Here is a 12,839-nt window from a genome sequence, read left to right on the forward strand (position 1 = left end):
GCGCCAATGTCCGCTTCCGGCAAAAGCTTTCTGCCCAAAAGCAGACGTTGGTCCCTCGCCTCGCCTAAACGCCATTCGCTGAACCGGGCCAGAGACTCGAACCTCACACGCATACCAGCTCTTCTGCCGCGCCCAGCGTCGAGACTGGTTGCCATCAGACTGACAGCACCCAAGCAGTCCTCCATAATCAACACCATCGTTGACGAGCATTGGTCACCGTGGCAACCTCGAAGGAGGGAGAGCGCTATGGTTGAAGCCGTTCATATCGACGTCGTCGTGATAGGGGCCGGACTGGCCGGCCTGCGCGCCCTTCACACCTTCCGGGCACAAGGGTTCGGGGTTCAGGTGCTGGAAGCGTCCGACGAGATCGGCGGCGTCTGGAACTTCAATCGCTATCCGGGAGCCCGCTGCGACGTCGAAAGCTTCGACTATTCGTACCGCTTTTCCGAAGAGCTGGAACAGGAATGGCGATGGACCGAGCGCTACGCGAAACAGCCGGAAATCCTGCGCTATATCAATCACGTTGCCGACCGTTTTGACCTGCGCCGCTCTGTCAGCCTGAACACGCGCGTTCGGCGCGCAGAGCTGGACGCTTCCACGGGCCGCTGGCTGATCGAGGCGGAAGACGGGCGGCGCTGGTCCGCCCAACGGTTCGTCATGGCCGTGGGTCAACTGTCCACACCCAAGGCGACGACCTATCCGGGACAGAAGGCGTTCGAGGGGCAGATTTTCTACAGCGCCCGCTGGCCACGCGAGCCGGTCGATCTGCGGGGCAAGCGGGTGGCCATTATCGGCACCGGTTCATCCGGGGTACAGATGACACCGATCATCGCAGCCCAGGCCGAGCACCTGACGGTCTTCCAGCGGACAGCGAACTATTCCATTCCCGCCGCCAATGCGCCCGTTTCGGACGAGGAAGATCGGGCGGTGAAGGCCAACTACCGCACACGCCGCGAGGCCGCGCGGAACTCCCCCAGCGGCCTCGGTTTTGCGCCCGATCCCCGGTCCGCCGCCGAGGTCGATCCGGACGAGCGCGAACGGGCCTTCGAGGCGGCCTGGAACCGTCTGGGGTTTGGCTTTGCCCTGACGTTCAAGGATATCCTGCTGAACCAGGCCGCCAACGACATCGCCTCGGCCTTCGTGCAGAGAAAGATCGGCGAGCAGATCGAGGACCCGGCGCTGCGCGACAAGCTGGTGCCAAAGGGCTTCCCTTTCGGAACGCGCCGGCCTTCCGTCGATGGAGGCTACTTTGCCACCTTCAACCGGCCAAACGTGTCTTTGGTGGACATCAGCGAGACGCCGATCGAGCGCTTCACCCCGACAGGTGTTCGCACGACGGCGCAGGATATACCGTTCGACGTGGTGATCTATGCCACGGGGTTCGACGTCTTCACCGGCTCGATCCTGAAGATCGATATCGTGGGCCGGGACGGCAAGACCCTGAAGGACGCCTGGGCCGGCGGTCCGGCCAGCTATCTGGGCATCGGGGTCCACGGCTTTCCCAACCTGTTCTTCGTCGGCGGACCCGGCAGCCCGTCCCTTCTGAGCAATGTCATACTGTCGAGCGAGGAACAGATCGACTGGCTGGCGGCCCTCTTCGACGCGGCGCGACAGCAGGGCGTATCGGAGATCGAGGCGACACAGGCGGCCCAGGCAGACTGGGTGGACCACGTCAACGCCCGCGCCCATGAGACCCTCTATATGAAGACGCCATCCTACTACATCGGGGCCGAGATGCCCGGTAAGCCCCGCGTCTTCATGCCCTACTCCGGCGGTGTCCGTGGCTATCGCCGCATCCTCGAAAAAGCGGCGGCGCAAGGCTACGAGGGCTTCGACCTGCGCGGCAGCGAGACGATGCGTGCCGCTTCCTGACGGGTCGCTGGACCCCGATCTGGCCAAGTGGCTCACGGACCCGCGCGTTGCCCTGAGCGTGCCCACGGATCTGACGGCGTTTCGGTCGGGAGCCAACGGCTATCTCGCGCGTGCGCCCAGACCGGACGTCCACGCCGTCGAGGACGTGGAGATCACCGGGCCGGGCGGACCCCTGGCTCTACGTGTCTATCGGCCAGCGCCGGGGCCGGATCGGGCTATCGTGGTCTTTCTGCATGGCGGAGCCTTCGTTTTCGGCAACCTCGAAACCCACGACGCCGTGTGCCGACGCCTTGCCTTGAGCAGCGGCCTGACCCTGGTCGCGGTCGATTACCGGCTGGCCCCGGAGCATCCGTACCCTGCGGGCATGGACGACGCGGTCGCCGCCCTGGACTGGGTCAGAACGCGCTTTGCCGGCCTCCCCGTCGAGCTGGCTGGAGACAGCGCAGGAGCCTGGCTGGCCCTGGCGACCGCGCTGGGGTCGGCGGCCGTCGGACAGCCGGTCAAGGGTCTGGCCTTGCTCTATCCGGCGGTGGACCCTGGCTGCGCCAGCGCATCCCAGTTGGCTCTTGGGCAGGACCACATGCTGACGCGGACGTTCATGCTGTGGGCATGGCAGGCCTACGCCAGGGACGGCATGGTCGACCTGATGGGTGGCGACCTGTCGACGCTGCCGTCCACCACGGTCATTACGGCTGGCTTCGATCCCTTACGGGACGAGGGACAAGCTTTGGTCGAGCGAGCACGGAAGGCGGGCGTAGAGGTCAAGGCCTACCATTATCCGGACATGATCCACGGGTTCGCGGGCCTCCCACAGGGCAGTAGACGCAGCGACGACGCAATCGCGCGCCTTGCGGAAGGGCTGGTCGCTGCCCTGACCTGAGCGAGGTCAGAGGCCGCCGAAGTCGGGCGGACGACGGGCGACAAAGGCGGTGATACCCTCCCGGCCCTCGGGCAGGCCGACGGCCTCTGCGATGCCTTGCGCCTCCAGTTCGAGCTGCGTCTCCAGCCCGTTGGACAGGGCCTGATGCAGCAGGGCCCGCGTGCGGGCGAAGGCGCGCCGCGGACCCTGTGCGAGCGTCTCGGCGAGTGTGAAGGCCTCGTCCTGCAAGGCCTCGTCGTCGATCGCCTGGGTGATCAGCCCGATCCGCTCGGCCTCCACGGCATCGATCCGCGCGCCGGTCAGCGCCAGCCGCTGCGACTGGCGGTATCCGACCAAGCGTGGCAGGAGCCAGGTCGCCCCGCCATCGGGCGTCAGGCCGATCGCGCCATAGGCCATAGCGAACTTCGCCGATCGGGCCCCCAAAGCGACGTCGCCCAGGATGGCCAGGCCAAAGCCGGCGCCGGCCGCTGCGCCGTTAATCGCCGTCACCAGAGGCTTGTCCATCCGCGCCAGTCGCGCAACCGCCATATGCAGGGACGCGGTCAGGCCTTGCACGAGAATCGACGCACCCGGACCGGCGGCCGCGAAGGCCTTCACGTCGCCGCCAACGCAGAATGACTTCCCCTGCCCGGTCAGCACCACCGCCCGTATGTCGTCGTCGGATGCACAGGCCAGGGCGGCTTTCAGCAGGCCGTCGGCCATCTCCTGGTCGATGGCGTTGCCGGTGTCGGGGCGCGAAAGAGTCAGGACCGCGACGCGATCCCGGACCTCGATCTGGACAGCCTCGCTCATCGTTTCAGGACAACGGAGCCGCCGTTGGCCCCCAGGCCCAGCACGGCGGACATGGCGATGCGGGCGTCCGGCACCTGGCGCCCCCCGGCCTGGCCGCGGAGTTGCCACCCCAGTTCGCAGACCTGCATCAGCGCCTGGGCCGTCGTGGCCTCGCCGAACGACAGGAAACCGCCGCTGGGGTTGATCGGGAGCGAACCGTCGATCTCGAACTCGCCATCCGCCAGTCTTCTGTCGCTTTCGCCCGGAGCGTGGAAACCGAAGAACTCCGGCCATGCCAGAATGTGCCAGGCGGTATTGTCGGCGATCTCGATCAGGTCGATGTCCCCGGGACCAACGCCGGCGATCTCCCAGCCGCGGCGCACGGCCGAGACCACCTCGCTCGTATGCGGCACGCCGGGCCTCGGCGTGGCGGACACTGTGGGAATTCGCGCCGCTGGATCGCCGAATGTCCCGGTGGCGATAGCGCTGGCGGCGACCTGGATCATGGGGCCGCCGGCGCGCCGCGCCTGGGCTTCCGTACCCAGGATGACCGCGGCCGCCCCGTCGCTCACGGCGCAGATTTCAAGCAGATGCAGCGGATCGCTGACGACCGGCGACGCCAGCACCTCGCCCACCGTCGAGGCCGTTCTGAAGCGGGCGTTCGGATTGTGCACCGCGTTGCGGCGCATCAGGACGGAAGCGGCCGCCAGGGTTTCGGCGCTGGTGCCGAAGTCATGCATGCGCCGGCGGGTCTCCATCGCCCAGTAGGCCGGATTGGTCGCCCCCATGGTGACCCAGCGCAGATAATCGCTGTCGCTGATGTCGTCGGCGCTGCCGGGCGGCCGCGGGATGAACCCCTTGGGCATCCGCTCGGCGCCCATCGCCGCCATCACGTCATACTGGCCGCTGGCGACCATCATGTGCGCTGTGTGGAAGGCAATGGCCCCCGCCGCACAGGCGCCGCCGACATTGACGCAGGCGATTCCTCGCTCGGCGACGGCCTGGACCGCCTCGTTGGCGTGAAGACCCCAGCCCATCCCGCCTTCGAACCGCGAACTGGCGGCGACCAGACCCTGAAGGTCTTTCCAGTCGAGGGCGGCGTCCTTGAGCGCAGCGCCCATGGCGTGGAGCGCGAGCGCGATCTGGGTCTTTTCAGGCCACTTGCCCCAGGGATGGGCCCCGACGCCGAGCAAATAGACCGGTCTCATGACACGGCTCCGCGCCCGAGGTCCGCTACGAAAACGTGCGTCGTGACTTCGCCGCTCTCATTCGTGTTGTACAGCGTCCGAACCGCGAGCCTGACGGGCATGCCGATATGGATGTCCTCGACGGGCACGGACAGCACCGCCATCAGGCGCAGGCCGTCCGCAAGATCCACCAGACCGATCGCATACGGCGCCCACGGTTCCATCTGGAACAGCGGAGGCGGGCGGTAATTCTGGACGGTGTAGCTGTAAAGCTCTCCAAGACCGCCGATCAGCGCGGGTGCGACGTGTGGGTCATGGCATTCGGGGTTCCGGCAGTTGGACGAAGAGGGGAAATAGACCGCCCCACACCCCACACAGCGGGAACCGTTCAGACGAGGGACCTCTGCCTCCACCTCGAACAGGCCTTCGACGACGGGGACGGCCGAGAAGGTCATTTCCGGAGCCTCACAGGGAAAGAATGTCGCGCGTTTCACGGAAGTAGAGGACGCCGGTTTTGACATCCTCGACCGTCACGGCATGGCGCACATAACGCCGCTCGCGCTTGACGTATTTGTCAGCCGCCCGCGTGGTGATGCGGACAGTAGCGCCGACAGGAATGGGCTCCAGGATTTCGGAGTCGTGGAAGGTGTGGATAGAGCCGATGGCGAACGGCCGAGCGGGATCGAACTGCACGGACAGCACGAAGTGGGACACCAGCAACGGGGGGACTATGGCCCCGCCGAAGGGCGATTCCCCCTCCGTCCGCCAGGTATTCATCTTCCAACCCTCGTACCAGGGATTGAAGTCCTCCACGCCGTCCGCATAGAGGATGACCAACTCGGGCGTGATCTCGAGTTCGCGGACCAGTTCGTCGCCGATCTCGACCATGTTCCAATAGGGCTCGGCGACGGAGGCCAGCCCGTCGATGAAGTCCCGTGTCTGCTCGATCTGGATCGGCGACATGGGCCGCAAGGCATCCGTTTGTGAAATGCTGCTCATTGTACTGCCTGTAAGACTTCGGTTGCGGCGAGGGTCCGCCGATCAGACCCCGACATCGACTTCGACCCAGCCGACGGTCTTCTTTTCACCGGCCTCATTCCGGGCCCAGGTGTCGACGACAAACCGGTAGCCGTCGCCTTTTGGAATCTTCTCGCGCACCACGCCGTGGGTGCTGATCACCTCGTCGGCCAAGGTCGAGGCGATGTATTTGCAAACCACGCGTGCGTTGCGGAACAGGTCCTCGCCGAAGTGGTTGACGCACATCTCGGCGATGTAGGCAGATGACATCTCGCCCGTCTGGATCGGGGCGGCCAGACCCGTCGACGCCGCATAGACCGGGTCCCAATGGTTGGGGTTGAAACGCCCCCACAGCCGCGACCCCATTAACTGGATCGCCGCCTTCTTCTTGAGGCTTTGCAGTTCAAAGCCTACGGGCGTTTCCGTCGTGATCCGATGCCGGAATGCGCTGCCGGGTGATCGGGAGGTCATGGGTAGGGTCTCCGAGAACATGCGTCACTCTTCAAACGGATTGGGCGGGCGAAGACTCCAGTCCCGCTGGCCTAGCCCGCGAAGCACGTCACGCTGCACCACTTCAAATCGTTCGTCAACGCATACGTTGATAACGTTCAAGCCGGGCGTCATTGGGCTTATCATGGCGATCAACGGCAATGTTGATTTTCGTCAACACCCCTATTGACACCTGCCGTATCATGGTTCCCTCTGACGTCGTCGCATACAGGCCGCGTCAGATGACCTGATCACGACAAGGGCAGGAAACCCGGGGAGAGACATGAACAGGACGACCATGAAGCTGGCGCTGCTGGGCGGGGCCGCGAGTTCAGTACTGATATGCACCGCAGGATCGGCCTTTGCACAAACGGCGCCCGCGACGCAAACCGCGGAACCTGAAACCACGTCGCAGATCGACGACGTCGTGGTCACGGCCCGGCGACGCACCGAGACGCTGGTCAGCGTCCCCGTCGTCGTCAACGTCCTGACCACCGAAGTCCTGGAGCGCAACCGGGCCGACAGTCTGGCCAGCATCGGCGAACTGACGCCGACAGTGATCGTCGGCGCCTACAAGTCCAACGGCGGCGGTTCCGTCGGCATCCGGGGCGTCAGCTCGCCGGCCAATCAGACCGGCTTCGAGCAGGCGGTGTCGGTCGCGATCGACGGCGTGCAGACCAGCGACGGCCGAATCACACAGGCCGGCTTCTTCGACCTGCAACAGGTAGAAGTGATGAAGGGGCCACAAGCCCTGTTCTTCGGAAAGAACAGTCCGGCGGGCGTCATCTCCGTCAAGTCGGCGGATCCCACCGCCGACTTCATGGCCTCGCTTCGCGCCGGCTATGAATTCGTCGGCGACGAGGCCAGTCTGGAAGGCGTGGTTTCGGGCCCGCTCAGCGAGATTTTCGGTGCCCGTATCGCCGTCAAATACCGCAATCTCGACGGATGGCTGCGCAATACGGCGCAGCCGATCGCCAATCCGTTCTACCTAGCGTCTACCGGAGCGCCGATCGGCGCCGCGCAGCTGCCGGGCGCCTCAGACAGCCGCCCGGGCGATGAGGAACTGCTGGGTCGGCTGACCCTCACGGCGGACTTCTCGCCCAATTTCGACGCCCGCCTGAAGCTGTTCGCAAGTTCATCGGAAGGCAGCGGCCCCGGCGTCGGGACCCAGAACATCGGCCCCTGCACGGGCCCCAACCCCCGTGTCTACGGCTTCGCCGATCCGTCCGGTGAATGCGTCGCGGACCGCAACACGTCCATAGGCGACCTGCCGGACGCCATCGCCCGCACTATGAGGGGCTATCAAGGAAGCGGAGCGCCTTACGACGAGCTCGACATCATGACCGGCGCGCTCGACCTGAACTGGCGGTTCGGCGACCTGAGCCTGGCCTCGACGACGGGTTACAATCGGACCGAATATCAGTTTCTTTCGGGACTGGATCAAACCGCCTATTCCCAACTGGCCTTCTACAATCTGCAGACCAACGAGGAGATCAGCCAGGAATTCCGCCTGACCAGCGACTTCCAGGGGCCGGTCAACTTCATGGTCGGCGCCTACTTCCAGAAGACCGACCTCTTCACCAACAACGATACCAAGCTGCGCGACAGCAACTATAGCGCGGCTTCGGGTCGGTTCTCGACCTATGAGGATCTGGCGACGCAGGAGGGCGACACCCAATCAGTCTTCGGCCAAGTGCTGTGGGACCTCACCGACACCGTCGAACTGGCGGGCGGCCTTCGCTGGACCCGCGAAAGCAAGGATTTCCGCAAGCGCAATCTATACGGCATCGGGACCTTCAATACGGCGGCCAGGGTCTACGCGGGCTCTGACACCGTCGGCGAGATCCAGGGGACTTTCGAGGACGAGAACGTCTCGCCCGAGGTCACGCTGACCTGGCGGCCTGACAGCACTCATACGGTCTTCCTGGCCTACAAGACTGGCTACAAGTCCGGCGGGTTCGGCCTGACCAGCCCCCTGCAGGTGACAACGGTCATCGGGGATATCGACTTTGGTCCGGAAACAGCCAAGGGCTTCGAGCTGGGCGGCAAGGGTATCTTCATGGACGGACAGCTGCGCCTGAACGCGGCAGCCTTCGCGTTCGATTTCAGTGATCTGCAGGTTAATACCTACGACCCGGCGCGCATCGCCTACACAATCAACAATGCGGGCACCCTGGAGCAGCGCGGCATAGAGGCCGACGCCAACTTCTCGGTGACAGACACCTTCTCGGTTCGGGGTGCGATCGCCTACGTCAACGCCCAGTTCAAGGACTTCGTCGGCCAGTGCTATAGCTACGCCTTCCCCACAGGTTCGACGCGAGCCACGGCGACCCCTCCGCCAAACTGCTCGTTCGTGAACACCACAAACCTGACCCTGCAGCAGGACTTCAACGGCCGCGCTCCGGCCCGCTCGCCGGAATGGGCGGGCAGCGCCGGCTTCACTTGGGACGTGCCGCTGGGCAGCTACAATCTCGGGGTCACGGGCGACACCTTTTACACCAGCGAATATTACGCCTCCGAAGCCATGTCGCCCGGGTCGATCCAGGACGCCTTCTGGCGCTTCAACGCTGGCCTGACCCTCAAACCCGCCGATGAAGCCTGGTCCCTGCAGCTGATCGGCCGCAATCTGACCGACGAATACTATCTCCAGTATGCGGCGGACCGGACCGGCGGCGCGAGCGTTCCGGGCGCGTTCGGCGAGCAGCGCGGCGTGGTCTCAAGAGGCCGCGAGATCGCACTCCAGTTCTCGTACACCTTCTGATGGCTGCGGAACCGAAACCGGCGTCCGCCGCAAGGCCCGATCTCGGCTATGCCTGGTACACGGTTTCGGTTCTGACGGTCTGCTACACGCTGTCCTTTATTGATCGGCAGATTTTCGGACTGCTGGTCGGTTCCATCAAGGCAGAGTTCGGCGTCTCCGACACCCAAATCGGCCTTCTGAGCGGCCTCGCCTTCTCGCTATTCTACACCTTGGTCAGCCTGCCGCTGGGCAGGCTGGTCGACCGATACAGCCGTCGCATCATCATCGGGGCCGGTGTGTTCTTCTGGAGCCTGATGACCGCCGCCTGTGCGATCGCCCCCGGTTATGGCGGCCTGTTCCTCGCCCGCATGGGCGTGGGAATCGGGGAGGCCACCTTGGCGCCTGCAGCGGTTTCCATGATCTCTGACTCCTTCCCGAACGATCGTCTGGGTTCCGCGATGAGCCTCTACGGTATCGGCATCTACCTGGGCTCCGGTCTGGCGCTTCTCCTTGGCGGTGCGGTAATCGCGGCCGTGTCACAGATACCGGCGATCACTCTGCCGGTGTTCGGAGAAATCGCCTCCTGGCGAGCGACCTTCATGATCGTCGGCCTACCGGGTCTGTTCATCGCGTTCTGGGCTCTGTCGCTGCGTGAACCCGCCCGCAAAAACACTCTGAAGGCGATGGACGGTCAGACTGCGCAACTGACAATCCAAGAAACGCTCGTGGAGGTCGGCAAGCGTTGGCAGGCCGTAGCCGGCATCGCGCTGGGCCTCATGTTCCAGGCCGTCGCGCTTTACTCCTACATGCTCTGGTCCCCTGCCACGCTTCAGCGCACCTTTGACTGGAGCCCACAGGTCACCGGCCTCGTTATGGGGATCGTAGTGCTGATTGGGGGCACGGCCGGCATGCTGGCGGGCGGCCGATTCAGCGATCGGGGTCTGCGCGGCGGACGTCGCGACGCGGCACTCCGGGTGGCGGCTCTCAGCTCGCTCGGAGGTTTCGCCGTCTTCGCTCTATTGGGGCTCGCTCTGCAAAATGACTGGGCCACAGTGAGCGTCTTCTTCCTCGGTGTGATCCTTTTGGCCATGCCCGCAGGTAGCTGTTACGCAGCGGCGCAGATGGTGTTTCCGAACCAGGTGCGGGGCCAGGTGATGGCGTTGATCCTGTTCATCGCCAACCTGGGTGGCCTGACAATGGGCCCGCTTCTGCCGGGCCTTCTCAACGACTATGTCTTTCGGGACGAAGGTGCGCTGGGCGTCTCCCTTGGCATCACCTTGGCCGCGTCGACGTTGGCAGCGGCTTTGGTGTTCGGCTGGGCACGGCCTGCCTACCGGCGGCACCACGAAGCTCTGAACCCCTAACCGTACCGGCAAAGCCCCCCATACAATGCCGCCCCCCCGCCCCCTTCCATCGGTTCAAGACCGCCAGGCGGCGCTGTCGCGGCGCTTCCCCGAATGGCGGCCGCTGACCTTGGCTGAGATGTTGGATGCCGCGGCAGAAGAATTCCCGGACCGTCCTTATCTGATCACCGACCAGCGGACCTGGACCTATCGGGAGATGGCGCAATGGGTGCGTCAACTCGCGGGCGGATTGGTCACCGCCGGCGTACGGCCGGGTGAGCACGTTGCCCTCGTCATGGCCAACTACCCCGCCTTCGCCGCATTGAAGTTCGCCATCGCAGCGGTCGGGGCCGTGGCTGTGCCCGTCAACATCCTGAACCGCCGCGACGAACTGGCCTATGTGCTGCGCCAGTCGCGGGCCGTCATGCTGGTCACGATGGACCGGTTTCGTGACCTCGATTACTTGGGGATGCTGGATGAGATCGCGCCGGGCTGGGAAACCGGGGGGCGCGGCACGGCCCTGCCCGACCTGCGCTCGGTCGCGGTCTTCAAGGCGGAGGGCGATGGACGAGTGGGCGCGACCACGTTTGAGAATCTTCAGGGCGGCGCGGTCGATCTGCCACGAGGCGACCCTGCGGCGCCCGCCGACATCATCTACACCTCCGGTACGACCGGTTCGCCCAAGGGCGTGGTGCTGACCCATGACATGCTGCTGCGCGCGGCCTTCGGCAGTGCCTATGCCCGTGCGTTTGAGGATGGGCGCCGCATCCATTTCAGCCTGCCGATGAACCACGTGTATGGCTATGTCGAAGGCCTTCTCGCGGCCCTGTTCGTAGGCGGGGCGATCGTGCCGCACCTGAAGTTCGATCCGTGCGAAACGCTGCGGGCCATCGAGCGCCACAGGGTGACCGACCTGCTGTTGATCCCGACGATGACGCTCGCCGTCCTGGATGCCCTGGCCGACACGCCGGTCGATACCGCGTCGCTCAAGGGGATGCTGTCCTCGGGAGGGCGCACCCCGCCCGGTCTGTGGGATCGTATTCTGGCGACCTTCGACAGCATCGAGATCACCACCGGCTATGGCATGAGCGAATGCACGGCCTCGACCACGGTAACCCGGCCGGATGATCCCAGCGACCGCCTGAAGACGACCAACGGTCGTCTGCGCGACGTAGGGTCGGCGGGCGATCCAGCCATCGGCAACCGCATCGTCGACTATCGCGTGGTCGACCCACAGTCCGGCGCGGTGCTGGCGCCCGGTGAGGTCGGCGAGCTGATGGCCAGAGGTCCCGGCGTCACCACAGGATATTTCGACAAGCCCGAGGCGACCGCCGAAGCCTTCGATGCCGAGGGCTGGCTGCACACCGGCGACCTCGGCCGGATCGATGCGGACGGCTACCTGAGCCTGGTCGGCCGGGTGAAGGAAAGCTATCGCTGCGGCGGCGAACAGGTCACCCCCTCCGAGATCGAGGACGTGCTGATGGGGCACCCTTCAGTCTTGCAGGCTTACGTGGCACCCGTGCCAGACGACCGCATGGGCGAGATAGGCATTGCCTTCATCGTGACGCGCCCGGGAAGCGGGCTGGAGCCTCAGGTCCTGATCAACTGGTGCGCCGAACGGCTCGCACGCTTCAAGGTGCCGCGCCATATCCTGGCGATCAAGGTAGAAGACGTGCCGCTAACGCCGTCAGGGCGACCCCGCAAATTCCTGCTGTCGCGCCTGGCCATCGAACGTCTGGGCCTGTCATGAGCGAACCCTCCCGCGTCGCCCTCGTGACCGGAGCCGCGCGCGGCATCGGCGCCGCCATCGCCGAACGCCTGGCCCGGGACGGCTGCGATGTCGCCGTAATGGATCTTCAGACGCAAGCCTGCGCTGACACCGTTCAGCGAATCCAGGCGCTCGGGCGTCGGGCCATGGCCGTGGCCGTCGATGTCTCCGATGAAACTTCCGTCCAGGCCGCTGTCGCAACTGCCGAAGCCGCGCTGGGGCCGCCCGCCGTTCTGGTCAACAACGCCGGCGTCCTGCGCGAGAAGACCTTGGCCAAGATGACGCTGGATGACTGGCAGGTTGTCCAGGATGTCAACCTGCGCGGGGCGTTCCTGATGTGCCGCGCGGTCCAGCCCGCGATGCGCCGCGAAGGCCACGGGCGGATCGTCAACCTCGCCAGCATTGCCGCCTTGGGCGCTTACGGACAGGCCAACTATGCCGCAGCCAAGGCCGGGCTGATCGGCCTGACCAAGACCTTGGCGCTGGAAATGGGCAAGTCCGGCATCACCGCCAACGTCGTCGCACCCGGCTTTGTCGTAACCCCGATGACGACTGCTGTAGCCGAACGGCTGGGGGTGACCTTCGAGGCGATGGTCGCAGACATTGTGCGCGATATCCCCGCCGGTCGCCCGGGCCAGCCCGAAGACATCGCTAATGCCGTCTCCTTCTTCGCCGACGCACGCTCGGGGTTTGTGTCAGGTCAGGTGCTGTTCGTGGCGGGCGGTCCACGTGGTTGACGACCTGAACGGTTTGGACTTTCGGCAAGCACTCG

Annotated in this window: 11 protein-coding genes; 6 read left to right on the forward strand and 5 right to left on the reverse strand. The window is 65.1% G+C overall.

What is annotated here, in order from left to right:
- Positions 1–6 precede the first annotated feature (6 nt).
- Positions 7–1,872, forward strand: a complete 1,866-nt coding sequence (locus ASD25_RS02910) for an NAD(P)/FAD-dependent oxidoreductase (protein ID WP_235561722.1) — start codon at positions 7–9, stop codon at positions 1,870–1,872.
- Complete coding sequence (locus ASD25_RS02915; protein WP_055829487.1) at positions 1,859–2,752, forward strand: alpha/beta hydrolase; 894 nt, start codon at positions 1,859–1,861, stop codon at positions 2,750–2,752. Before ASD25_RS02910 ends, ASD25_RS02915 begins: the two co-directional genes overlap by 14 nt.
- A gap of 6 nt (positions 2,753–2,758) precedes the next feature.
- On the opposite strand, the gene ASD25_RS02920 is transcribed toward ASD25_RS02915, so the two are convergent.
- The 5 genes from ASD25_RS02920 to ASD25_RS02940 form a co-directional block, all read right to left on the reverse strand.
- Complete coding sequence (locus tag ASD25_RS02920) at positions 2,759–3,544, reverse strand: enoyl-CoA hydratase/isomerase family protein (RefSeq protein WP_055829478.1); 786 nt, start codon at positions 3,542–3,544, stop codon at positions 2,759–2,761.
- Entirely contained in the window at positions 3,541–4,731 is a 1,191-nt protein-coding gene (locus tag ASD25_RS02925; RefSeq protein ID WP_055829475.1) for a lipid-transfer protein, read from the reverse strand. Before ASD25_RS02925 ends, ASD25_RS02920 begins: the two co-directional genes overlap by 4 nt.
- A complete protein-coding gene (locus ASD25_RS02930; RefSeq protein ID WP_055829471.1) occupies positions 4,728–5,165 on the reverse strand; it encodes a Zn-ribbon domain-containing OB-fold protein in 438 nt (145 codons plus the stop codon). The genes ASD25_RS02925 and ASD25_RS02930 overlap by 4 nt, the downstream gene beginning before the upstream one ends.
- A 10-nt stretch (positions 5,166–5,175) precedes the next feature.
- Positions 5,176–5,673: a MaoC family dehydratase gene (locus tag ASD25_RS02935; RefSeq protein WP_235561721.1), complete on the reverse strand. Its 498-nt coding sequence runs from the start codon at positions 5,671–5,673 to the stop codon at positions 5,176–5,178.
- A gap of 78 nt (positions 5,674–5,751) precedes the next feature.
- The gene (locus ASD25_RS02940; protein WP_235561720.1) at positions 5,752–6,219 is read right to left on the reverse strand and encodes a MaoC family dehydratase; all 468 of its coding nucleotides are present in this window, start codon (positions 6,217–6,219) and stop codon (positions 5,752–5,754) included.
- A 280-nt stretch (positions 6,220–6,499) separates the two neighbouring features.
- Here ASD25_RS02940 and ASD25_RS02945 point away from each other — a divergent pair, with 280 nt between their 5' ends.
- The 4 genes from ASD25_RS02945 to fabG all read left to right on the forward strand — a co-directional run bounded on the left by ASD25_RS02945 (position 6,500) and on the right by fabG (position 12,804).
- The gene (locus tag ASD25_RS02945) at positions 6,500–8,977 is read left to right on the forward strand and encodes a TonB-dependent receptor (protein ID WP_055829464.1); all 2,478 of its coding nucleotides are present in this window, start codon (positions 6,500–6,502) and stop codon (positions 8,975–8,977) included.
- The gene (locus ASD25_RS02950) at positions 8,977–10,320 is read left to right on the forward strand and encodes an MFS transporter (protein ID WP_055829461.1); all 1,344 of its coding nucleotides are present in this window, start codon (positions 8,977–8,979) and stop codon (positions 10,318–10,320) included. Before ASD25_RS02945 ends, ASD25_RS02950 begins: the two co-directional genes overlap by 1 nt.
- Positions 10,321–10,438: 118 nt before the next feature.
- The gene (locus tag ASD25_RS02955) at positions 10,439–12,049 is read left to right on the forward strand and encodes a class I adenylate-forming enzyme family protein (protein ID WP_235562584.1); all 1,611 of its coding nucleotides are present in this window, start codon (positions 10,439–10,441) and stop codon (positions 12,047–12,049) included.
- Entirely contained in the window at positions 12,046–12,804 is a 759-nt protein-coding gene (fabG, locus tag ASD25_RS02960) for a 3-oxoacyl-ACP reductase FabG (protein WP_055829457.1), read from the forward strand. Before ASD25_RS02955 ends, fabG begins: the two co-directional genes overlap by 4 nt.
- Positions 12,805–12,839: the final 35 nt, after the last annotated feature.

It is taken from the genome of Brevundimonas sp. Root1423, from assembly GCF_001426805.1.

Excerpts from the sequence above, each read along its gene's own strand:
- ASD25_RS02910 (WP_235561722.1), top strand. The coding sequence starts at position 7 with ATGTCCGCTTCCGGCAAAAGCTTTCTGCCCAAAAGCAGACGTTGGTCC.
- ASD25_RS02920 (WP_055829478.1), bottom strand. The coding sequence starts at position 3,544 with ATGAGCGAGGCTGTCCAGATCGAGGTCCGGGATCGCGTCGCGGTCCTG.
- ASD25_RS02925 (WP_055829475.1), bottom strand. The coding sequence starts at position 4,731 with ATGAGACCGGTCTATTTGCTCGGCGTCGGGGCCCATCCCTGGGGCAAG.
- ASD25_RS02930 (WP_055829471.1), bottom strand. The coding sequence starts at position 5,165 with ATGACCTTCTCGGCCGTCCCCGTCGTCGAAGGCCTGTTCGAGGTGGAG.
- ASD25_RS02935 (WP_235561721.1), bottom strand. The coding sequence starts at position 5,673 with ATGTCGCCGATCCAGATCGAGCAGACACGGGACTTCATCGACGGGCTG.
- ASD25_RS02940 (WP_235561720.1), bottom strand. The coding sequence starts at position 6,219 with ATGTTCTCGGAGACCCTACCCATGACCTCCCGATCACCCGGCAGCGCA.
- ASD25_RS02945 (WP_055829464.1), top strand. The coding sequence starts at position 6,500 with ATGAACAGGACGACCATGAAGCTGGCGCTGCTGGGCGGGGCCGCGAGT.
- ASD25_RS02950 (WP_055829461.1), top strand. The coding sequence starts at position 8,977 with ATGGCTGCGGAACCGAAACCGGCGTCCGCCGCAAGGCCCGATCTCGGC.
- ASD25_RS02955 (WP_235562584.1), top strand. The coding sequence starts at position 10,439 with ATGTTGGATGCCGCGGCAGAAGAATTCCCGGACCGTCCTTATCTGATC.
- fabG (WP_055829457.1), top strand. The coding sequence starts at position 12,046 with ATGAGCGAACCCTCCCGCGTCGCCCTCGTGACCGGAGCCGCGCGCGGC.